Origin of the sequence: Amycolatopsis sp. CA-128772 (assembly GCF_002904295.1) — a bacterium.
Classification (GTDB): Bacteria; Actinomycetota; Actinomycetes; order Mycobacteriales; family Pseudonocardiaceae; genus Amycolatopsis.
On record NZ_PPHG01000067.1, the window covers coordinates 93196 to 115390 of the forward strand.

General features: G+C 72.8%; 19 protein-coding genes. 11 read left to right on the forward strand and 8 right to left on the reverse strand.

The annotated features are described in order from the left end of the window. The first annotated feature begins 118 nt into the window (after positions 1–118). The 3 genes from C2L59_RS23515 (at position 119) to C2L59_RS23525 (ending at position 6456) form a co-directional block, all read left to right on the forward strand. Positions 119–2173, forward strand: a complete 2055-nt coding sequence (locus C2L59_RS23515) for an acyl-CoA dehydrogenase family protein (RefSeq protein ID WP_103351673.1) — start codon at positions 119–121, stop codon at positions 2171–2173. A gap of 165 nt (positions 2174–2338) precedes the next feature. After that, positions 2339–5296 (forward strand): DEAD/DEAH box helicase, encoded by a 2958-nt coding sequence (locus tag C2L59_RS23520; protein ID WP_233223646.1) that lies wholly within the window; start codon positions 2339–2341, stop codon positions 5294–5296. Next, a complete protein-coding gene (locus C2L59_RS23525) occupies positions 5296–6456 on the forward strand; it encodes an SWIM zinc finger family protein (protein ID WP_103351674.1) in 1161 nt (386 codons plus the stop codon). Before C2L59_RS23520 ends, C2L59_RS23525 begins: the two co-directional genes overlap by 1 nt. Here the strand turns inward: C2L59_RS23525 and C2L59_RS23530 are convergent. After that, on the reverse strand, positions 6450–7694 hold the full coding sequence (locus C2L59_RS23530; RefSeq protein ID WP_103351675.1) for an alpha/beta hydrolase: 1245 nt from the start codon (positions 7692–7694) through the stop codon (positions 6450–6452). The two genes, C2L59_RS23525 and C2L59_RS23530, sit on opposite strands and share 7 nt — an antisense overlap. A gap of 64 nt (positions 7695–7758) precedes the next feature. Between C2L59_RS23530 and C2L59_RS23535 the strand changes: the two genes are divergently transcribed. After that, positions 7759–9144: a wax ester/triacylglycerol synthase family O-acyltransferase gene (locus C2L59_RS23535; protein WP_103351676.1), complete on the forward strand. Its 1386-nt coding sequence runs from the start codon at positions 7759–7761 to the stop codon at positions 9142–9144. On the opposite strand, the gene C2L59_RS23540 is transcribed toward C2L59_RS23535, so the two are convergent. Continuing rightward, positions 9128–9625 (reverse strand): nitroreductase family deazaflavin-dependent oxidoreductase, encoded by a 498-nt coding sequence (locus C2L59_RS23540; RefSeq protein ID WP_103351677.1) that lies wholly within the window; start codon positions 9623–9625, stop codon positions 9128–9130. The two genes, C2L59_RS23535 and C2L59_RS23540, sit on opposite strands and share 17 nt — an antisense overlap. A gap of 116 nt (positions 9626–9741) precedes the next feature. On the opposite strand from C2L59_RS23540, the gene C2L59_RS23545 reads away from it, so the two are divergent. From C2L59_RS23545 to C2L59_RS23570, 6 genes are all read left to right on the forward strand, one after another. Then, on the forward strand, positions 9742–10791 hold the full coding sequence (locus C2L59_RS23545; RefSeq protein ID WP_103351678.1) for an acyl-CoA dehydrogenase family protein: 1050 nt from the start codon (positions 9742–9744) through the stop codon (positions 10789–10791). A 4-nt stretch (positions 10792–10795) separates the two neighbouring features. Next, positions 10796–11950 (forward strand): acyl-CoA dehydrogenase family protein, encoded by a 1155-nt coding sequence (locus tag C2L59_RS23550; RefSeq protein WP_103351679.1) that lies wholly within the window; start codon positions 10796–10798, stop codon positions 11948–11950. After that, on the forward strand, positions 11947–12855 hold the full coding sequence (locus C2L59_RS23555; protein ID WP_103351680.1) for a bifunctional MaoC family dehydratase N-terminal/OB-fold nucleic acid binding domain-containing protein: 909 nt from the start codon (positions 11947–11949) through the stop codon (positions 12853–12855). Before C2L59_RS23550 ends, C2L59_RS23555 begins: the two co-directional genes overlap by 4 nt. Further along, positions 12852–13241, forward strand: a complete 390-nt coding sequence (locus C2L59_RS23560) for an acyl dehydratase (RefSeq protein ID WP_103351681.1) — start codon at positions 12852–12854, stop codon at positions 13239–13241. Before C2L59_RS23555 ends, C2L59_RS23560 begins: the two co-directional genes overlap by 4 nt. Then, a complete protein-coding gene (locus C2L59_RS23565; RefSeq protein ID WP_103351682.1) occupies positions 13238–14407 on the forward strand; it encodes a lipid-transfer protein in 1170 nt (389 codons plus the stop codon). The genes C2L59_RS23560 and C2L59_RS23565 overlap by 4 nt, the downstream gene beginning before the upstream one ends. 80 nt (positions 14408–14487) lie before the next feature. Next, the gene (locus C2L59_RS23570; protein ID WP_103351683.1) at positions 14488–15024 is read left to right on the forward strand and encodes a DUF5134 domain-containing protein; all 537 of its coding nucleotides are present in this window, start codon (positions 14488–14490) and stop codon (positions 15022–15024) included. A gap of 35 nt (positions 15025–15059) precedes the next feature. Here C2L59_RS23570 and C2L59_RS23575 read toward each other — a convergent pair whose 3' ends face one another. Genes C2L59_RS23575 through kstD form a run of 6 tightly spaced genes read right to left on the reverse strand, consistent with a single transcriptional unit; the run spans position 15060 to position 20480 of the window. Beyond that, positions 15060–15512, reverse strand: coding sequence for a riboflavin kinase (locus C2L59_RS23575; protein WP_103351684.1), 453 nt, complete (start codon positions 15510–15512; stop codon positions 15060–15062). A gap of 31 nt (positions 15513–15543) precedes the next feature. Next, positions 15544–16392: a MaoC/PaaZ C-terminal domain-containing protein gene (locus tag C2L59_RS23580; protein ID WP_103351685.1), complete on the reverse strand. Its 849-nt coding sequence runs from the start codon at positions 16390–16392 to the stop codon at positions 15544–15546. 9 nt (positions 16393–16401) lie between these two features. Next, complete coding sequence (locus C2L59_RS23585; RefSeq protein WP_103351686.1) at positions 16402–17436, reverse strand: ferredoxin--NADP reductase; 1035 nt, start codon at positions 17434–17436, stop codon at positions 16402–16404. Further along, positions 17429–17686 (reverse strand): hypothetical protein, encoded by a 258-nt coding sequence (locus C2L59_RS23590; protein WP_103351687.1) that lies wholly within the window; start codon positions 17684–17686, stop codon positions 17429–17431. Before C2L59_RS23590 ends, C2L59_RS23585 begins: the two co-directional genes overlap by 8 nt. Next, the gene (locus C2L59_RS23595) at positions 17683–18819 is read right to left on the reverse strand and encodes a Rieske 2Fe-2S domain-containing protein (protein WP_103351688.1); all 1137 of its coding nucleotides are present in this window, start codon (positions 18817–18819) and stop codon (positions 17683–17685) included. Before C2L59_RS23595 ends, C2L59_RS23590 begins: the two co-directional genes overlap by 4 nt. After that, complete coding sequence (kstD, locus tag C2L59_RS23600; protein WP_103351689.1) at positions 18816–20480, reverse strand: 3-oxosteroid 1-dehydrogenase; 1665 nt, start codon at positions 20478–20480, stop codon at positions 18816–18818. Before kstD ends, C2L59_RS23595 begins: the two co-directional genes overlap by 4 nt. A 100-nt stretch (positions 20481–20580) precedes the next feature. Between kstD and C2L59_RS23605 the strand changes: the two genes are divergently transcribed. Beyond that, positions 20581–22182, forward strand: coding sequence for an FAD-binding protein (locus tag C2L59_RS23605; protein ID WP_103351690.1), 1602 nt, complete (start codon positions 20581–20583; stop codon positions 22180–22182). Positions 22183–22195 lie beyond the last annotated feature (13 nt).

Sequence of the window (22195 nt, forward strand, 5' to 3'; positions counted from 1 at the left end):
TCCAGTTCACGACGTAGGTTACCTGTCCTGGCGAACCCCGCGACAGCTGACCCACTGGCCGAAAAACTGTAACACGTTCTACACTCGCGAGTAGTGTCATGCTCTGCGAGGAGGCCCGATGCCGGTCGCGCTCACCGAGGAACAGGCCGCGCTGGCCGCGGCGATCCACGCCTGGTCCGCGGCGCACCACCCGCGAGAGGCGGTGCGCGCGGCGGAAACCGGGGCCGGCGCGGGGATCCCGGCGGGCTTCGCCGGCCTCGGCCTGCTCGGCGTCGCGCTGCCCGCGGCGGCCGGCGGGGCCGGCGGCAGTCTCGCCGATCTCGCCGCCGGGCTCGCCGCGGCGGCGGAAGAACTCGTTCCCGGGCCGGTACTGGGGACCGCCCTCGCCGGGCTCCTGCTGGCCGGAGTGCCCCAGGCGAAGGAGCTGCTCGCCGCCGTCGCCGAGGGGGAGGCCACCGTCGCCGTCCTGCTGGACGCCCCATCGTTCGAGGACGGCGTCAGCGGGCCCGTCCCCGGCGCGGATCCCGGGACCTGGCTGCTGGTGCCGGCCGACGGCGGCCACGTGCTGCTCGCGCCCGGGACGCCCGGGGTGAGCGTCGAGCCCCTCGGCGCGTTCGACTTCTCGCGTTCGCTGGCCCGCATCCGGTTTTCCGGCGTGCACGCCGACCCGCTCGCGGTGCCGCCGGTCGAGCCGTTGGCCGCGATCCTGGCCGCGGCCGAGGCGGCGGGCGTCGCGCGGCGGTGCCTGACCATCGCCGTCGACCACGCCAAGGTCCGCGAGCAGTTCGGGAAGCCGATCGGGGCGTTCCAGGCGGTCAAGCACCTGTGCGCCGAGATGCTCTGCCGCGCCGAAGCCGCCGAGGCACTGGCCTGGGACGCGGCGTCCGGGCAGCACCCGCTGTCGGTGGCGAGCGCGGCCGTCGTCACCCTCGACGCGGCCGTCGCCAACGCCAAGGACTGCGTCCAGGTGCTCGGCGGGACCGGGTTCACCTGGGAGCACGACGCGCACCTGTACCTGCGCCGGGCGGTGGCCCTGCGGCAGTGGCTCGGCGGGTCGTGGCGGCGGCGGGCGGCTTCACTGGTCCTCTCCGGTACCGAGCGGACGCTGGGTGCCGACGTCGGTGACGATCCTTCGCTGCGGGACGAGGTGGCGCGGATCGCCGCGCTGCCCGCGGCCTCGCAACGCGTTGCGCTGGCTGACTCGGGGCTGCTGACGCCGCACTGGCCGGCGCCCTACGGCCGCGGCGCCGATGCCGCGGAGCAGCTGCGGATCGACGCCGCGTTGAGCGCGGCCGGAGTCCGCCGTCCGGACCTGGTGATCGGCGCGTGGGCCGTGCCGACGATCCTCGAACACGGCAGCGACGAGCAGCGCGCGCGGTTCGCCCGGCCGACCCTGCGGGGCGAGCTCACCTGGTGCCAGCTGTTCAGCGAGCCCGGCGCGGGCTCGGACCTGGCCGCGCTGCGGACGGCGGCCCGGCGCGTCGAGGGCGGCTGGCGGCTGTCCGGGCAGAAGGTGTGGACGTCGCTGGCCCGCGAAGCCGACTGGGGCATCTGCCTGGCCCGCACCGACCCGGGCGCCCCCCAGCACCGGGGCATCACGTACTTCCTGGTCGACATGCGCGCCGAGGGCATCACGACCCGGCCGTTGCGGGAGATCACCGGGGAGGCCGTGTTCAACGAGGTGTTCCTCGACGACGTGTTCGTGCCGGACGCGGACGTCGTCGGCGCCCCGGGCGGCGGCTGGCGGCTGGCGCGCACGACGCTGGCCAACGAGCGGGTGGCCATCGGCAGCGGCTCGGCGGTCGGCGAGAGCGTGCGGTCGCTGGTGTCCACATTGGACGCCGCGCTGCTGGACGAGGTCGCGGTGGACCGGCTCGGCGCGCTGGTGGCGGCCGGGGTCGCGGGTTCCGTGCTGGACCTGCGGGCGGCCCTCCGCCGGCTGGAGGGCCAGGACCCGGGCGCGGAGTCGGGCGTCCGCAAGCTGCTCGGCGTCTCGCACCGGCAGGACGTGGCCGAGTTCGCCCTGGAACTGGCCGGCACGGGCGCCCTGCTGGCCGACGGCCCGGCGCAGCACGAGTTCCTGCTGACCCGCTGCCTCTCGATCGCCGGCGGCACGACCCAGGTCCTGCGGTCCCTCACGGCCGAACGGCTCCTGGGCCTGCCCCGCGGCTGATGCCCCGCCGGTCACGCGTGCGGCCCTCCTGATCACGCGTGCTGCCTCCCCGATCACGGGTGATGCCCCTTCGCGCCCGGGTGGGTTGCGTTGAGAAACGGTGCGAAAGGACCGTTCGCGCCGCCGAGGGCAAAACTGTCGGGGTCGTGTTCTAGCGTGGCGGTCGTGGAGTTCAGCGCAGACACCCAGGCCACCTACCTTCCCGCGGATCCCCCGCGGGACGGCGTGCTGGCCTTGTGGGGCGAGGACGTGGCCGGCGGGACCACGATCGAGCTCGTGCTGCCCCGGGGAGCCAAGTTCGCGCGGACGAAGGTCGACGCGGAGCTGGTCCCGCTCGAGCGGGCGCTGCCGCGGCTGCTGGCGGTGGGGGAGGGGGCCAGCCCGGCGGTCGCGGCGTGGTCGGCCGCGGTCAACGCGGGGGTGAACCTCGTCGCCCGGGGCCGGCTGCGCCCCGCGGTGTCCCCGGCCGGCGCGGCGGCCTGGCGCATCGGCCCGCTCGACGCCGCCGACGAAGAGCTGCTGCGAGGGCTGGCGGGCGCGCTGCCACCGGAGGCGTACGCGCTGCCGCTGACGGGGCTGAAACGCATCCGCCTGCACTCGCCGGACTCCCTGGTCCGCGCGCTCTGGGACGCGACGGCCGACCTGCTGGTCCGCAGCCCGGCCGCGCCCGTCGGCGCCGGCGACCCGGCGTTCGCGGCCCGCGAGCCGGCGTTGCCGGGCCCGGACGGCGCCGCGTGGCTGACGGAACTGGAGGCCCGCGAGCCACGCGGGGTGCAGGTGCTCCTGCGCGTCGAGGGCCGGGACGACGACTCGTTCGCCGGCGTGCTGGCGGTGCGCAGCCGGGCGGAGCCGAGCCTGGTGGTGGAGGCGGCGACGCTGTGGGACGCGCCGGACGCGGTCCTGAACCGCCTCGGTGACCAGGTCGAGACGCAGCTCCTGCTGGGCTTGCGCCGCGGCGCGCGGGCCTGGGCACCGCTGAGCCGCGTGCTGGCCGAGCCGGCGCCGGCGTCCCTCGCCCTGTCCGACGACGAGGTGGTCGACCTCCTCACCGACGGCGCCCGCGAGCTGGGCGGCGCGGGCATCGAGGTGCTGTGGTCGAAGGGGCTGTTCGCGGGCGAGGTGAAGGCGAAGGCGAGCGCCACCCAGGCGCCGGCGAGCGTCGCGGGGCCGGAGTTCGCGCTGCGTTCGCTGCTGGAGTTCCGCTGGCAGCTCAGCCTCGGCGGCGAGCAGCTGACCGAAGCCGAGGTGGCGGCCCTGGCCGAGGCGAAACGGCCGCTGGTCCGCCTGCGCGGGCAGTGGGTGCGGGTGGATCCGCAGCTGCTGGCCCGGGTCCGCGGCCGCACCCGCAAGCTGGACGCGGGCGAGGCATTGGCGGCGGCGCTGACGGGCGAGCTGGAGCTGGACGGCGAGCGGGTGGAGTTCGTGGCACCGCCGGCGCTGGGCGGGCTGGCCGCCCGTATCCGGGACCGGGCGGAGGCCGCGGTGGCGCCGCCGGAGGGGCTGCGGGCAACGTTGCGCCCGTACCAGCAGGCGGGCCTGGCCTGGCTGGCGACGATGACGGGGCTCGGGCTGGGTGCGTGCCTGGCCGACGACATGGGGTTGGGGAAGACGATCCAGTTGATCGCCCTCCACCTGCACCGGCGAGAGCTGGCGAGGTCGGCCGGGCTCGCCTCGGCCGGACAACCGGGGGCGGCGCCCGTGGTGGCTGGTGGTGCGGCGGTGCCGGGGGAGGCGCCGCAGGCGGGGCCGGCGCCCGCGGCGGGTGGTAATGCGGCGGTGCCCGTCGAGGTCGCGCAACCGGGGCCGGCACCGGTTGGCGAGCCGGTGGCAGCCGGTGATGAGCCGTTTCCCGCCGAGCCCCCGCTCACCGCCGGCGGGCCCACCCTCGTCCTCTGTCCCACCTCCCTCCTCGGCAACTGGGAGCGCGAGTTCGCCCGCTTCGCCCCCGGCATCCCCGTCCGCCGGTTCCACGGCGGCCGCCGTCACCTCGACGATCTCGCGGCCGACGAGGTCGTCCTCGCCACCTACGGCGTTCTCCGGCGGGATCGCGAGACCCTGTCCGAAGTGGACTGGGGTCTCGTCGCCGCCGATGAAGCGCAGCACGTCAAGAATCCGCTGTCCGCCACCGCCAAGGAACTGCGCAAGATTCCCGCGCAAGCCAAAGTCGCCCTCACCGGCACCCCGGTCGAAAACCGGCTCACCGAACTGTGGTCCATCGTGGACTGGACCACGCCCGGCCTGCTCGGTCCGCTCGACCGCTTCCGCCGGACCGTCGCGCGGCCGATCGAACGCGACCGGGACAAGGCCGTCACCGAGCGGCTGGCCGCCACCGTCCGGCCGTTCCTGCTCCGGCGGCGCAAGAGCGACCCGGACATCGCCCCGGAGCTGCCGCCCAAGACCGAGACCGACCGGTTCGTGCCGCTGACCGCCGAGCAGACCACGCTGTACGAGGCCGTCGTGCGGGAGAACCTCGCCGAAATCCGCGAGACGCAGGGCATCAAGCGGCGCGGCCAGGTGCTGCAGCTGCTCACCGAGCTCAAGCAGATCTGCAACCACCCCGCCCAGTTCCTCAAAGAACCGCACGGCGCGCTCACCGGCCGTTCCGGCAAGCTCGCCGCGTTCGAAGAACTGCTGGACGTGATCCTCGACGAGGGCGAAAGCGTGCTCGTCTTCAGTCAGTACGTCCAGCTCTGCCGGCTGCTCCGGCGCCGGCTCCAGGACCGCGGCCTGCCCACCGAACTGCTCTCCGGCGACAGCTCGCCGGCGAAACGCCAGGACATGGTCGACCGGTTCCAGGCCGGCGAAATCCCGGTCTTCCTGCTCTCGCTCAAGGCCGGCGGCGTCGGGCTCAACCTGACCCGGGCCACCCACGTGATCCACTACGACCGCTGGTGGAACCCCGCGGTCGAAGACCAGGCCACCGACCGCGCGTACCGCATCGGGCAGGACAGGCCCGTCCAGGTGCACCGGCTGATCGCCGAGGGCACCCTCGAAGAGCGGATCGCGCAGGTCCTCGAAAAGAAGCGCGGGCTCGCCGAGTCGATCGTCGGTGCGGGAGAGGACTGGATCACCGAGCTGTCCGACGACGAGCTCGCCGACCTCGTCCGGCTCGGGAGCGGGTGATGCCGCCACGGCGGAACTTCGGCACCACCTGGTGGGGCCGCGCCTGGGTCGACGCCCTGGAGCAACGCGCGAAGCTCGACCCGAACCGGCTGCCGCGCGGGCGGACGTACGCGCGCAAAGGCACGGTCAGCGAGCTGCACGTCGGCGCCGGCGACGTCACGGCGCGGGTGCGCGGCAGCCGGCCGCGGCCCTACCAGGTGAAGATCACCATGCGCACCTTCACCGACGGCGAGTGGGACACCCTGCTCGGCGTGGTCGGCACGCAACTCGGGCACGCGGCCGCGCTGCTCGACGGCGAGCTGCCCGGCGCGCTGGCCGAGCAGGCCCGGGAAGCGGGTGCCGACCTGCTGCCGGGCCCGGGCGACCTGCGGCCGCGGTGCTCGTGCCCGGACTCGGCGAACCCCTGCAAGCACGTCGCCGCGGTGTACTACCTGGTCGCCGACGAGGTGGACCGCGACCCGTTCACGCTCTTCCTGCTGCGCGGCCGTCCGCGGGCGGACGTGCTGGCCGAACTCCGCGCCCGCCGGTCGCCGGCGCGCGGTGAACGACCGAAGCTGCCGAAGCCCGCCGACGAAGGTCTGACCCCGCGAGCGGCCTACACGCGGCGGCCGGGCCCGCTCCCGGCGTTGCCCCCGCCACCGCGGATCCCCGGACCGCCGGCGGTCCTGGACCTCGACCCGCCCCCGGCCACGGGCTGGACGGCCGCGGCCCTCTCCGCCCTCGCGGCGGACGCGGCCGCCCTCGCCCGCGATCTCCTGACGAGCGACGTGACGGCGACGCAGCTGACGTTCGAGGAGGACCTCGCCCGCCGCGCGGCCGCCCGCACCGGCCCGGAGATCACCGCCCTGGCCACGGCGGCGCACCTCCCACCCCGCGACCTGACCCGCTGGGCCGAGGCTTGGCGCGAAGCAGGCCGCGGCGGCTTGGCCGTCCTGCGCGACACGTGGCAGCCCGGCCCGGGCCCCCTGGCCGAGGCGCAGCAGATCCTGGCGGACGCGGGCCTGCCGGGAACGCCGAAGGTGTGGCGAAACCGCCTCACCCAAGGAGAACTGCAACTCCGCTACGGCCGCGACGCGCGCTGGTACCGCTTCGTCCGCGAAGGAGGGGAGTGGTGCCTTGACGGCCCACCCTCGGCGAGCCCCCTCGACCTCGTCTACTGAGCTTCAGCGTGCTCGGCCTTCCAAGCGTTGTACGTGTAGTCCAGGAACCGCGCCACCCCGCGGACCACGTGCGCCGACCGCACCGACGTGAACACGTCGAACGCGTGCTGCGCTCCCGCCAGCTCCGCGTACGCCACCGGCTGCCGGGACTTCTCCCGCAACCGCCGCACGAACTCGCGGGCCTCGCGGACCGGGACCAGGGAGTCGTCGCGCCCGTGGATCACGAAGAACGGCGGTGCGTCCGACGTGATCCGGTCCAGCGGGGACGCCGCGATGTAGTCGTCCAGGTGGGACACCGGGTCGCGGTCCGGGGCGAACACCCGGCGTGCGATCAGGCTTTCCAGCCGGTACTTGCTCGCCGGCGCCCCGGAGGTCGCCGCGAAGTCGTACACGCCGTAGTGGGGGACGCACGCCTGGACGCTCGTGTCCGCGTCCTCGAACGACGGCTGCAGCGCCGGGTCGTTCTGCGACAACGCCAGCAACGCCGACAGGTGCCCGCCCGCCGAACCGCCCGTCACCGCCACGAACCGGGGGTCGCCGCCGTACGCGGTGATCGATGAGCGGATCCAGGCCAGTGCCTGCTTCGCCGCGACGATGTGCGCCGGCCAGCGGTGGGCCGGGGCCAGCGGGTAGTTGATCGCGACGCACACCCAGCCGCGGCGGGCCAGGTAGCGCATCAGGGGCCGGCCCTGCTCCTCCTTGTTGCCGATCACCCACGCGCCGCCGTGGACCTGCAGCAGCACCGGGGCGCCGGAAACCGGTTCCGCCGGGCGGTAGACGTCCAGCAGGAACCGCTTGCCGCCCGGGGCGTAGGCGATGTTGCGGTCGACCCGCACGTCCGGGGCGCCCATCCGGAACGGCAGCGCCAGTTCGCCCCACGGCAGGCCCAGGTCCGAACGGCCCAGCTCCTCCGCATAGTCCGAACCCAGCGCCGACGTCAGTGCCTTCTCGATCTCCTCGCGGGCGCCGTGCCCGGTGCGGACCAGCGTGGCCAGCCCGGCGGCGGACGCGGCCGCCATCGCCAGGCCGGCCTTCGTCGACCGGTCGCCGACGCCGTGGCGGGCGGTGTGGATCAGGGCGTCCGCCGCCGTCAGGGCCAGGAACTGCGGGGCCAGTTCGCTGGTCAGCCAGCCGGCGAAGAACGCCGGGATCGTCGTGGACCGGGCCCGCAGCGGGCGGAGCGCGTTCGCGGTCAGACCGAGCTGGACCGCGCGACGGATCAGGAAGTTCGGCTGCACCAGCGCGATGATACCGGCGAGTAGGGTGACGCGCCGCTCACCGGAAGTGGCCTACCCTGGCGCCATGCAGAGACTGAGCGGCCTCGACGCGAGCTTCCTCTACCTCGAGACGCCCGCTCAGGTCCTGCACGTCTGCGGACTGCTCGTGCTGGACGGTTCGACCGTCCCCGGCGGCTATTCGTTCGCGAAGCTCGAGGAGAAACTCGACGCGCGGGTCCGGGAAATCCCGGCGTTCCGCCGCAAACTGCACAATCCGCTCTGGAACCTCGGCCACCCCGTGTGGGTCGAGGACGAGGACTTCGACCTCGACCACCACGTGCACCGCATCGGCGTGCCCGCCCCGGGCGACCGCACCGAGCTGGCCGCCCTGTGCGCGCACATCGCCGGGCAGCAGCTCGACCGCGCGCACCCGCTGTGGCAGCTGTACGTCATCGAGGGCCTGGCCGACGGCCAGTTCGCCGTCCTGCTCAAGATGCACCACGCGAGCGTCGACGGCGTCAGCGGCGCCGGCCTGATCACCCACCTCGCCGGGCTGGAGCCGGACGGGCCGATGCCGGAGGTCGGCGAGCGCGGCAATGCCGGGCCGCCGTCGCCGCTGGACCTGCTGCGCTCCGGTGTCGAGAACGTCGTGCGACGGCCCGCCGAGGTCGCGCGGCTGCTGCCGGACCTGCTGGGTCTGGTGCCGCGGTGGCTCGGCCGGGCGGTGCGCGGCCAGGGGATGCCGGTGCCCTTCACCGCGCCGAGGACGTCGCTCAACGGCACGATCACCGGGCACCGCAGTGTCGCGTTCGCGCAGCTCGACCTGGCCGAGGTCAAGGAGGTCAAGAACGCCTTCGGGGTCACGGTGAACGACGTCGTGCTCGCGCTCGTCGCCGGGGCGCTGCGGGAGTTCCTCGCCGCGCGCGGCGAGCTGCCGGCGGACCCGCTGGTGGCGACCGTCCCGGTCTCGGTGCACGACCGCACCGAACGGGAGCACGGCAGCAACAAGGTTTCGGCGTTCTTCGCCTCCCTGCCGACGCACCTGGCCGACCCGGCCGCGCGGGTGTTCTTCCTCGCCGAGGCCAACCGGCGGTCGAAGGACCACCACCACGACATCGACGCCGACATGCTGCAGGACTGGGCGCAGTTCTCGGCCGCGACGGCGTTCGGGCTCGCCGTGCGCGCGTATTCGGCGCTGCGGCTGGCCGAAAAGCACCCGGTGGTGCACAACCTGGTCGTTTCGAACGTGCCCGGCCCGCCGATGCCGCTGTACTTCCTCGGCGCGCGGATCACCGGTTTCTACCCGCTCGGCCCGGTCTTCCACGGCGCCGGGCTGAACGTCACGGTGCTGTCCAACGCCGGCCGGGTGCACGTCGGCCTGCTCGGCGCGCGCGAGCTGGTCAAGGACCTGTGGCCGCTGGCCGACGCGCTGCCGGACGCGCTCGCCGAGCTGCTCAAGGCTGCGGGCTGAGCACCACGACCGGGATCTCCCGCTCGGTCCACGCCTGGTACTTCGCGAAGTCCGCGTACAGCTCGACCAGCCGCGGCCAGAGCTCGTCGCGTTCGGCCGGCCCGGCCTCCCGCGCCCGGACCGGGACCCCGCGGCGGCCCTTGAGGCCGATCCGGGTTTCGGGGTGCGCCAGCAGGTTGAAGTACCACTGAGGGTGCCTGGGCAGGCCGCCTTGGGACGCGACGATGACGACGTCCTCGCCGTCCCGCAGGTACAGCAGCGGCGTGGTGAACAACCGGCCCGACCTGCGGCCGCGGTGTTCCAGCAGCAGCGTCGGCACCGGCTTGCGGAACCCGGCCCCGATCCGCCAGGTGCTGCCGACCCGCCCGCCGGTCAGCCGGAAGACCGCCACCTGCGCCTTCGCCGCGTACTTGATGACCTTGGCCGTGACCGGCGAGTCCAGGCCGCCGGGGGCCTGCTCCGGCAAGCTGAAGCGTCCCAACGTGAGCTCCTTCGTCGGCGTGGACGGCGGCCCGTGCCCGGCGGGGGTTGCCGTGCCGGTGCTTTCCGGTTAAGACTAGAACATGTTTCAGTATTGCGTCGATCCGGAGGGCGGGCGTGGACTTCACCCTTGACGAAACCCAGACCGAGATCGCCGCGCTGGCCGCGAAAGTGCTCGGCTCGGAAGACGATCCGTGGCGCGCACTGGCGGCGGCCGGGCTGCTCGCCCTCGCGCTGCCGTCGGACCTCGGAGGCGACGGTCTCGGCGTCGCGGAGGTCGCCCAGGTCCTCACCGGAACCGGCCGGGTCGCCGCGCCTGCGCCCGCCTACGCCGCGCTGGCGCTGGGTGTCCTGCCCGTCGAGACGCTCGGCACGCCCGCGCAGCGCGCCGCCCTCCTGCCGCCGGTCGCGGCCGGGGACGGCCTGCTGACCGCGGCCCTGCACGAGCCGTCCGCCCCGCTGGCCGCCCGGCCCGCGACCACCGCGCGCGCCGACGACGGCCACTGGGTGCTCGACGGCGTCAAGACCGCCGTCCCGTACGCGGCCGAGGCGCAGCGGATCCTCACGCCGGTGTCCACTCCGCACGGCACCGCCGTCTACCTGGTCGATCCGCACGCCGAGGGCGTCACGCTCGTCCCCACGCGCAACTCGGCCGGAACTCCCGAATGCACCGTGCGCCTGGCCGCCGTCGCCGTCGAGGAGACCGACCTGCTGGCCGACGGGGACGCCGTCGCCGTCCTGCACCGGTTCGCGCTGGCCGGCGCGCTCGCCCACGGCGACGGCCTGCTGGCCGGCGCGCTCGCGCTGACCGTCAAGCACGTCGGCGAACGCACCCAGTTCGGCCGTCCACTCGCGACGTTCCAGGCGGTGGCCGGGCAGATCGCCGACGTCTACGTGGCCGCCCGGACCGTGCACCTCGCCGTGACGTCCGCGGTGTGGCGGCTGGCTTCGGGTCTCGACGCGGACGCCGAACTCGACGTCGCCGCCTACTGGTTCGCCTCGCAGGCCCCGGAAGCGCTGGCGACCTGCCACCACCTGCACGGCGGCGTCGGCGTCGACGAAACCTATCCGCTGCACCGGTATTCGTCGGCGGTCAAGGATCTCGGCCGGGCGCTCGGCGGCGCCGCGCACCGGCTCGGCAGGCTCGGCGAACGAGTGGCGGGGTGAGCGGATGCACGTCGAACTGACCGCAGCGCAACGGGAACTGCGGGCCGAGCTGCGGGCGTACTTCGCCGGGCTGATCAGCCCGGAGGAGCGCCGGGCCATGCGGCGCGAGCGGCACGGGCCGGTGTTCCGCGAGATCGTCCGCCGGATGGGCCGCGACGGCCGGCTCGGCGTCGGCTGGCCGGTCGAGTACGGCGGCCGGGGTTTCGGCGGGATCGAGCAGCACCTGTTCGTCGACGAGGCCGCGCGCGCCGACGTCCAGCTGCCGTCGGTCACACTGCAGACGGTCGGGCCGACGCTGCAGGAATTCGGCACGGACGAACAGAAGTCCTTCTTCCTGCCCAAGATCCTGGCCGGCGAGATCCACTTCGCGATCGGGTACACCGAGCCGGAGGCGGGGACCGACCTGGCGGCGCTGCGGACGACGGCGGTGCGCGACGGCGACTCCTACGTCGTCAACGGCCAGAAGATTTTCACCACCGGCGGGCACGACGCCGACTACATCTGGCTCGCCGTGCGGACCGCCCCGGACGCGCCGCGGCACAAGGGCATCTCGATCCTCATCGTCGACACGAGCGATCCCGGCTACTCGTGGACGCCGATCATCACCTGCGACGGCGCGCACCACGTCAACGCGACGTACTATTCGGACGTCCGCGTCCCGGCGAACCGCTTGGTGGGCACCGAAAACGCGGGCTGGCGGCTGATCACCACCCAGCTGAACCACGAGCGCGTGATGCTCGGCCCGGCCGGGCGCGTCGGCGGCCTGTACGACCGCGTGCACGCCTGGGCGGCCGCGCACGGCCTGCTGGACCTCGCGGATGTGCGGGCCGTGCTGGCCGACGCGCTCGCCGTGACGCGGGTGAACGAGCTGCTGAACTGGCAGGTCGCGGTGTCCTCGGCCGGCGCGCCGGTGAGCGTCGCCGACGCGTCGGCGACCAAGGTGTTCAGCTCCGAGGTCATCCAGCGGATCGGCCGGAGCCTGGAAGAGCTGGTGGCGCGACACGGCGATCTGTCCGATCCGGACACCGCGGAGCTGGCGGACTGGCTCGACCTCACGGCGAAGCGCAACATCGTGCTGACGTTCGGCGGTGGCGTCAGCGAAATCCAACGGGAGCTGATCGCGTCGATCGGCCTGGGCCTGCCGAGGGTGCCACGATGAACATCGAAGAGGCCGCCGCGGCGATCGCCGCGCGCGGGGAGTGCGCGCCGCGCCTCGCCCGCGATCCGGTCAACCAGGCCATGGTCAACAACTGGGTCGAGGCGATCGGCGACCGCAACCCGGTCTACACCGACCCGGAGTTCGCCGCGGCCAGCGTCCACAGGGGACTCGTCGCGCCGCCCGCGATGGTCCAGGTGTGGACGATGGGCGGCCTGAACGCGCCGCGGGGCAGCGACGATCCCCTGGGTCTGATGATGGAGCTGCTCGACGAGGCCGGGTTCACCTCCGTCGTCGCGACGAACTCCGAGCAGACCTACCACCGCTACCTGCGGCCCGGCGAACAGGTCCGGGCCCGCACGCGGCTGGAGAGCGTCGCCGGGCCGAAGAAGACCGCGCTCGGGGAAGGCTGGTTCGTCACCACGCGGATGACCTGGTACGTGGAGGACGAGGCCGTCGCCGAAATGCTGTTCCGGGTGCTGAAGTTCCGGCCGGCCGCCCCGAAGCCGCCGCCGTCGCCGGTGCTGCGCCCGGTGATCAGCCGGGACACGGAGTTCTTCTGGGCCGGTCTTCGCGAAGGGGAACTGCGGATCCAGCGGTGGGGGGAAACGCTGCGGCACCCGCCGGGGCCGATGCCGCCCGACGGCTCGCTGGACACCAAGCCCGACTACGTCGTCGCGAGCGGCCGCGGGACCGTGTTCTCCTACGTCGTGCACCACCACCCGCCGGTGCCGGGCAAGGACCTGCCGTTCGTGGTGGCCCTGGTGGAACTGGAGGAAGGGGTCCGGGTGCTGGCCGAGCTTCTGGACGCCGGTCCGGACGAGGTCCACATCGGACTGCCGGTGGTCGCGGCGTTCGTCCGCGTCGACGACGACCTGACCCTGCCCGCGTGGAAGGTGGCCCGATGACCGCCGTCGCCGAAGGGGCCGAGCTGCCGCCGCTGACGATCGAGGCGACGCCCACGTTCGTGGTCAGCACGGCGCTGGCCACCCGCGACTTCCAGGACGTCCACCACGACCGCGACTCGGCCGTGGCCCGCGGTTCGCAGGACATCTTCCTCAACATCCTCACCGACACGGGCCTGGTCCAGCGGTTCGTTTCGGAGTGGGCCGGGCCCGAGGCGCTGATCCGGTCGATCAAGATCCGGCTCGGTGTGCCCTGCTACGCCTACGACACGCTGACGTTCACCGGCCGCGTGGTTTCCGCCGACGGCAAGGACGTCGTCGTCTCGGTGTCCGGTGTGGGCAGCCTCGGCGAGCACGTCGCCGGGACCGTGGAGGTGACGCTGCCGTGACGTTGTCCGGGAAGGCGGCGATCGCCGGGATCGGCGCGACGGAGTTCTCGAAGGACTCCGGGCGCAGCGAACTGCGGCTGGCGGCCGAATGCATCTCGCACGCGCTGACCGACGCCGGGCTCGCGCCGTCCGATGTGGATGGTCTGGTGTCGTTCACCATGGACGGCAACGCGGAGATCGCGGTCGCGCGGGAACTGGGCATCCCCGAGCTGAAGTTCTTCAGCCGGATCCACTACGGCGGCGGGGCCGCGGCGGCGACCGTGCAGCAGGCCGCGATGGCGGTGGCGACCGGTGTCGCGGACGTCGTGGTCGCGTACCGGGCGTTCAACGAGCGGTCCGGACACCGCTTCGGCCAGGTGTCGTCCGCGGCGGCCGGCCAGGTCAACTCCTCGGGCGTGGACAACGCGTTCCACTACCCGATGGGCATCGCGACGCCGGCGGCTACGGTGGCCATGGTCGCGCAGCGGTACCTCCACGACTACGGCGCGACGAGCGAGGACTTCGGGCGGGTCGCGGTGATCGACCGCAAGCACGCGGCGACCAACCCGGACGCGTGGTTCCACGGCCGGCCGATCACCCTGGCGGAGCACCAGGCGTCACGCTGGGTGGCCGAGCCGCTGCACCTGCTCGACTGCTGCCAGGAGAGCGACGGCGGGGTCGCGCTGGTCGTCACCAGCGTGGAACGGGCGCGTGACCTGGCGCGGCCGCCGGCGGTGATCGCCGCGGCGGCGCAGGGGAGCGGGCCGGACCAGTACGTGATGACCAGCTACTACCGCGACGACCTGGCCGCGCTGCCGGAGATGGGCGTCGTCGGGCGGCAGCTGTGGGCGCAGGCGGGCCTGGAACCGTCCGATGTGGACGTTGCCGTGCTCTACGACCACTTCACGCCGTACGTGCTGATGCAGCTGGAGGAGCTGGGCTTCTGCGGCCGCGGCGAGGCGAAGGACTTCATCGCCGACGGGGCGCTGGAGCTCGACGGCGCGCTGCCCCTCAACCCGCACGGCGGCCAGCTCGGCGAGGCGTACATCCACGGCATGAACGGCATCGCGGAGGGGGTCCGCCAGCTCCGCGGCACGGCGGCCAACCAGGTCGCGGGCGCGGCGCGGGTGCTGGTCACGGCCGGGACCGGGGTGCCGACGAGCGGGCTCATCCTGACGGGTGACTGACTCGTCACCTCATTGACGGCTGGTGCACGGCCGTCGTGGATGTCACGGTGGAGACACCATCCACGACGGAGAGTGAGGCGATGGCGGTCGACTGGGTGCTCACCGTGGTGTTCGCGGCGCTGGTCCTGCCGTGCGTGTTGCGGCTGGTCCGCCTCGACTACGCGCGGCTCGGGCACGGCGTCCGCCACGGCGACCTGGCCGAGCTGCTGCTGGTGGTGGCGATGGTGGCGATGGTGTCCCCGGTCGGCGGCCCGATCCCGGCGGCGGGCTGGCAGGCGGTGCTGGCCCTGACGGCGGGCTGGTTCGCGGTGGCCTGGTGGCGCGCCCGGGCGTGCGCCCACCACGCCCTGTCGGCGGCGGCGATGTTCTACATGGTGACGGCAATGCGCCACGGCGGCATGGACCACGGCCCGTGGCTGACGATGTCCACAATGGACGCCCGGCTGGCGTTGCCGCTGGTGGCGGTGGCGGCGGCCGGGTACTTCGTGGTGGATGCGGCGTGGTCGGGGGTGCTCGCGGTGCGCGGGTCGCCGGTGGTGGGGCAGGCATCACGCGCGGTGTGCCGGACAACGATGGGTGCCGGGATGGGCTACATGCTGCTGGCCTCGGCCTTGTGAGGCCGGTCACCACCGACAATTCCGGGCGGTGCGGCTCACCCCGCCACCCGCCGCACCTCGCCCAACGGGCTCTCGCCACCTTCCGGCAGCGAAGCCGCCGGGTGCGCTGCCGTCCACTGGGCCGCCGTTGCGATGTCGTTCTTCAACGCCGTGATCAAGTCCTCCGCCGAGGCGTACTTCTCCTGGTCGCGCAGGTGGGCGCCCAGCCAGACCACCAGTGTCTCGCCGTACAGGTCGCCGCTGAAGTCCAGGACGTGGGCCTCGAGGAGGCGGTAGCCGTCCGCGCCGTAGTACGTCGGACGGCGGCCGACCGAGATGGCCGCCGGGAGGCGGGTGCCGTCCGGGCGGCCGATCCAGCCCGCCCACACGCCGTCGCCCACCGAGCCGGCCTGGTCGCTCAAGGCGATGTTCGCCGTGGGGAAGCCCAGCTCGCGGCCGCGCTGGTCACCCGGCTCGACCGTTCCCCGCACCACGAAGTATGCAGTCACCCCACCACGGTAGCGGCTCGGACAACCCGGCTCAGGAAGTGGACACCAGCACCGTGTCCGCCAGCACCGGCGCGTCGTCGCGCTCGGCCGCCGACGTCGTCACCAGCAGCCGGTCGCCCTGGCGCCACACCCGGATCCGCAGCGTCTCGCCCGGGAACACCACGCCGGCGAACTTCGCCGCGAACGACGCCACCCGGGCGGGGTCGCCGTCCAGGAACTCGTTCACCAGCACCCGCGCGACGATGCCGTACGTGCACAGCCCGTGCAGGATCGGCCGGTCGAAGCCCGCCGCCCGGGCGAACGCCGGGTCCGCGTGCAGCGGGTTCCGGTCGCCGCACAGCCGGTACAGCAGCGCCTGCTGCGGCAGCGTCGGCGTCTCCAGGACGACGTCCGGCGACCGCTCCGGCCAGGAAAGCCGGTCCGAGGGCCCCCGCGAGCCGCCGAAACCGCCTTCGCCACGGGCGAAGATGCTCGACCGGTCCGTCCACAGTGGATCCCCGGCTGACGACGTGACCGCCACCTCCTGGACCACCACCGCGGCCTTGCCCTTGTCGTACACGTCGGCGATCCGCGACCGCGCCACCGCCTTCCCGGCCGGCGGGATCGGCTGGTGCAGCGTGATCTCCTGCTTGCCGTGCAGCACCTTCGCGAGGTCGATCTCGACGCCGGGGAACGACACCGCCGGCGGGTCGAACACGCGCAGGTTCGCCGCGACCGTCGCGAACGTCGGCAGCACCACCAGGTCCTGCTCGTAGGTGAACCGCAGCTCGTCCGGGCCCGCGCCGAGCGCCAGGTGGTACAGCAGCACGTCCGACGACGTCCAGGCGAAGTTCACCTCGCCGATCTCGGCACCGATGGCGATGTCGGGGTCGATGGGCACGCGGGACTCCTATTCGTACCTGATCGAGACCTCGTCGGTGACCGGCAGCGACTGGCAGGCCAGCACGATGCCGTCCGCCGTGTCTTCGGCGTCGAGGACCTCGTTGTGCAGCATCTTCACCTCGCCGGACACGACCCGGCAAGCGCAGGCGCTGCACTGCCCCTCGCGGCACGAGTACGGCGCGTCCAGGCCGTCTTCCAGGAGCCGGTCCAGCAGCTTCCGCTGCCGCGGCCACCCCATCGACCGCGTCTCCCCGTCGAGGGTCACCGTCAGCGACGCCGGTGCTTCGTCGGACTCCGGCTCCGCGACGACCTCGGCGGTCTCCGCGAACGGGTTCCCGGTCAGCGACGTGAACTTCTCGACGTGCACCCGGTCCCGCGGCATGCCGAGCTGCCCCAACGCTTCCCGTACAGCCGCCATGAACGGCGCCGGGCCGCACAGGAACGCCTCGTAGGAGGTGTACACCGACGCCAGACCGCGCAGCTGCGAGACGTCCGGCAGGCCCTGGACGCTTTCCAGCCAGTGGACGACGACCAGGCGGTCGCCGTAGCGCTTCGCCAGCGACGCCAGTTCACCCGCGAAGATCACCGACTGCTCGTCGCGGTTCGCGTAGACCAGCACCATCCGGCCGGAACCGGTCTCCAGGGCCGTCTTCAGGATCGCGATCACCGGCGTGATGCCGCTGCCCGCGGCGAACAGCAGGAAGTCTTCGTCCACCGACGCCGGGCAGAACACCCCGGCCGGCGCCAGCACGTCGACCTGCATGCCCGGCCGCAACGCCGAACAGATCCAGCCGGACCCGTAGCCGCCGTCGGTCCGCTTGACCGTCACCTGCACGCGGTTTTCGTGCGGCGCGCTCGAAAGCGAGTAGCACCGCGCCACCGAACCGGTCCGCTCGCTGGGGATCTTCAAGGTCAGAAACTGCCCGGCGGAATAGCGGAACGCGTCGGCGTGCGCGGGCGGGATCTCGAAGACCACCGACCGCGCGTCCGGCGTTTCGACGACGACGTCGGCGACGGTCAGCGTGTAGACCCGGTCAGCCATCGGCCACCGCCAGCGTGCCTTCGCGCACGGCGTCGCCGATGCTGTCGGCCAGCTTCGGGCACGTGTCGAGCAGCGCCGACGGGCCGCCGGAGTCCGCGAACACCGGGCAGGTGTCCGCGGGCCGGGACGTCCACTGGATGCTCGTGTGCTGGATGCTGTTCTTCTTGACCAGCACGCACGTCCCGCAGCTGCGGCATTCGTGCGGCCGCAGCCCGCCCGAGAGGAACTCGGTCTGCTCGGCCGTGGTCACACTTCCGCCTCGGTCTTCTGCCGCGCCAGGTTCTCCGCGACCTCCGCCGCCCACGCCTCGTTGGCCTTCGTGGTGTCCACTTCGAACTCGAACCGCTGCGTCATGTCTTCGGTGACGTCGGCGGCGTCGACGTAGAACTGCTGGTACCACCGGCGAAGCTGGTAGACCGGACCGTCCTCTTCGCACAGCAGCGGGTTGTCGATCTGGGTCTTGTGCTTCCAGATCTCGACGTCCTGCAGGAAGCCGGCGCCGATCCCGCGGGCCAGCTTCGCGGCGATCTTGTCCGCGTGCTCGTCGGAGATTCCCGGCAGCTTCTTCACCTTCATGCCGTACTGCAGCACGAACGACGTCGGCGTGACGGGGTAGTGGCAGTTGATGAGCACGCTCTCGATTTCGTAACCCTGGAACGAGTTCACCAGTTTGTTGATCATGTACGACGGGCCGAAGTACGACGCTTCCGACCGCAGCAGGTTGTCTTCGCCGCCGTAGTTCGACGCCATGCCCATGTCCGGGCGGCCCTTGGTGTTGAGGTACTGCGTGGCGATGTGGCCTTCGAACACGTTCTTGAAGTAGGTGGGGTAGGCGTAGTGGATGTAGAAGAAGTGGGCCATGTCCACGACGTTGTCGATGATCTCCCGGCAGTGGGAGCCGTCGATGAAGATCTCGTCCCAGGTCCAGTTGCTCCACTCGTCGCTGTGGGCCGCCTCGATCCGCGGGATCGCCAGCTCTTCGGGCGGCGGGTTGCCCTCCGGGTCGTGCCACACCAGCAGCTGCCCGTTCTGCTCGGAAGCCGTCCACGACCGCGTCCGCGCGCGTAGCGGAACCCGCTTGGCGTAGGGGATCGAGACGCACTTGCCCTTGCCGTTCCAGCGCCAGTCGTGGAACGGGCAGGCCACTTCGTCGCCCTTGACGCTGCCCTGGGTGAGGTCGCCGCCCATGTGCCGGCAGTAGCCGTCGAGCACGTGCAGCTGCCCGGCCGAATCCGCCCACACCACGAGCTTCGTGCCGAACGCCGTGACCGCATGGGGTTTCCCGTCGCGGAAGTTCTGCGCCAGGCCGAGGCAGTGCCAGCCGCGGGCGAACCGGGTCGGCGGCTCACCGGCGTAGATGGTGCGTACCGAATCCTGTGTCATCGCTGCCCTCCCGTGGTCCCCTGATCTTCGTTCGCCAGCCGCGTCGCCGCAAGGTAGCCGAACACCATGGCGGGCCCGATGGTCGCGCCGGGCCCGGCGTACGTCCGCCCCATCACGGCCGCACTGGCGTTGCCCGCGGCGAACAGGCCCGGCACGGCCGAGCCGTCCTCGCGCAGCACCTGCGCGTGTTCGTCGGTGCGCAGGCCGCCCTTGGTGCCCAGGTCGCCCGGCACGATCTTCACCGCGTAGAACGGCGCCTTGTCGAGCGGGCCGAGGCTGGGGTGGGGTTTGTTGCGCGGGTCGCCGTAGTAGTGGTCGTACTTGCTGACCCCGCGGTGGAAGTCCTCGTCGACGCCTCGGCGGGCGAAGCCGTTGAAGCGCTCGACGGTGGCCTCCAACACGGAAGCCGGGACGTCGATCTTCGAAGCCAGCCCGGCCAGCGTCGACGACTTCGCCGCGATCCCGGCCTTGAACCAGCGGCCCGGCAGCGGCTGGCGCGGCCCGATGCCGGTGAACATGTACCGGTCCTTGTAGCGCTGGTCGAACACCAGCCAGGTCGGGATGTGCTCGCCCGGCCCGTCCCCCTCGCCGTACATCGCGTGCACGGCCTCGACGTAGGGCGCCGACTCGTTGACGAACCGCTTCCCCCGCGCGTCGACCATGATGCTGCGCGGGCGCGACCGCTCGGCCAGCGCGAACCACGGCCCGCCGGTGAGCGGCAGGGTCGGGCCCCACCAGGCGTCGTCCATCAGGTCGAGGGCCGCGCCCAGCTTGAGGCCGGCGGTGATGCCGTCGCCGGTGTTGGCCGCCGCGCCGACGGTCCAGTCGACGCCGATCGGCGCGCGCTGGTACTTCTCGCGCATCTCCAGGTTCCGCTCGAACCCGCCGCTGGCGAGGATCACGCCGCGCCGCGCGCCGATGGCGCCGGTCCCGGTGACCACGCCGGTGACGCGGTCGCCGCCGACCTCCAGGTCCACCAGCGGGGTGTTCAGCCGGACCTCGACGCCGGCCCGGGCGAGCCCCACGCGCAGGCCGGCCGCAAGCGCTTGCCCCATGCTGAGCAGCCGCTGCCCGCGGAGTTTCCCGACGAGCCACTGCCGCCCCAGCGACAGCAATCGGAGGGTGCCGCGCGGGTGCCGGGCGAGCAGGCTCAGCCAGCGGTAGTCGGCCTGGGTGATCGGCACGCCCATCGGGGGTGCGCTGTACGGCGGTTCGAGGTGGGTCAGTTCGTCGCCGAGCAGCTTGCCGTCGAGCGCCACCGGCTCGACCGACCGGCCGCCGGGGCGCCCGCCGGGTGCTTCGGGGTGGTAGTCGCTGTAGTCGCGGACCCACCGGAACTTCAGCGGCGTGTGGTCGCAGACGAACCGCAGCACCTCGGGGCCGTGCGCGAGGAACGTGTCGCGCCGGCCGGCCGGGACGACGTCCCCGACGATCGAGGCCAGGTACTCGCGCGCCCGCTCGGGGGGTTCCTCGATCCCGGCGGCGCGCAGGGCGTGGTTGCCGGGCAGCCAGACACCGCCGCCGGAGCGCGCGGTCGAGCCGCCGAAGCAGGCCGCCTTCTCCAGGACGACGACGCTCAAGCCGCGGTGGGCCGCAGCCAGCGCGGCGGTCATCCCGGCGGCGCCGCTGCCGACCACGACGACGTCGAACTGCTCCGTCATGCCACCTCTCCTATAACGTGTTCCACCGAACGAGTATCCAGTTGAGAGCCACTTTCGGTCACGATAGACGAGAACGTGTTTCAGTTCTAGGGTAGCCACCATGGACGCACTCGTCGCGGACGTGGTCATCGTGGGGTTCGGGGCGGCCGGCGCCTGTGCCGCCCTCGAAGCGGCCGATGCGGGCGCCGACGTCATCATCGTCGAGCGCTTCGCCGGGGGAGGGGCCAGCGCGGTCAGCGGTGGCGTGGTCTACGCCGGAGGCGGGACCGGGCAGCAGCTCGACGCGGGTGTCGACGACTCCGTCGACGCGATGTACGCCTACCTGCGGCAGGAAACCGGGGACGTCGTTTCCGAAGGGACGCTGCGGCGGTTCTGCGAGGGCAGCCGCGAGATGATCACCTGGCTGGAGGGCAACGGCGTGCCGTTCGAAGGCAGCCTGTGCCCGTACAAGACGTCGTACCCGAGCGACGACCACTACCTGTACTACTCCGGCAGCGAGGCGGCCGGCGGGTTCCGCGACGTGGCGAAGCCGGCGCCGCGCGGCCACCGGGTCAAGGGGCCCGGGACCTCGGGGAAGATGCTGATGGCGCGGCTCAAGGCGGCCGTGCGCGCCCGCGGCATCCGGGTGCTGACGCAGACGACCGCCCGCGACCTCATCCGCGACGACGCCGGCCGCGTCACCGGGCTCGTCGCCGACACCCTGGATGCGGCCCCCGCGTCGATCAGGGCGCGGCACCAGCGCTTCGCGCAGTACGCCGCCAAGCCCGGGATCTACGTGCCGTCGCTGCGCAGGTCGCTGCACCGGCGGGTCGAGCGGTTCGAACGCGCACACGGCCGTGAGCTGCGGATTTCCGCCCGGCGCGGGGTCGTGCTCGCCGCCGGCGGGTTCATCGCGAACCGCGACATGGTCCGCGAGCACGCTCCGGCCTACCGCGGCGGGCTCCCGCTCGGCACCTCCGCCGACGACGGTTCGGGGATCCGGCTCGGCGTGTCGGCCGGCGGGGCCACCGGCGAACTCGGCCGGATCTCCGCGTGGCGGTTCATCACGCCGCCGAGCGCGTTCCTCGGCGGGATCATCATCGACGCCGCGGGGCGGCGGGTCATCGACGAGTCCCGCTACGGCGCCGCCGTCGGCGAGAAGCTGATCGAGGGTCACGGGAGCAAGGGCTGGCTGCTCGTCGACGCGCCGATCGTCGCCGAGGCGCGGCGGGACACGAAGGCGCAGAGCCAGTGGTTCCAGGGGCTCCAGCTGCGGTACCTGCTGTGGCGCGGGCGCGTCACCGGGACGACGGTCGAAGAGGTGGCGCGCAAGGCCGGCGTCGACCCCCAGGGGCTGCGCGCGAGCGTCGAGGCCTACCACGGCGACCGGGACCCGGTGGGCAAACCCGCCGAGTTCGCGCGGCGCCTGGACAACCCGCCGTACTCGCTCATCGACATCTCCGTGCGGCCGAACCTCGGCTACCCGACGCCGATGCTGACCCTCGGCGGCCTGGTCGTCGACGAGGACACGGGCGCGGTGCGGAGCACGGCGGGGGAGCCGATCCCCGGGCTGTACGCGGCCGGGCGCACCGCCGTGGGAATCTGTTCCAGGTCCTACGTGAGCGGCCTGTCGCTGGCCGACTGCGTGTTTTCCGGCCGCAGGGCGGGGATCAACAGTGCCTTGGCGCAGGGCGTTCTCGACAAAAACGAGAACGTGTTCTAGTCTTTTTGCGAGA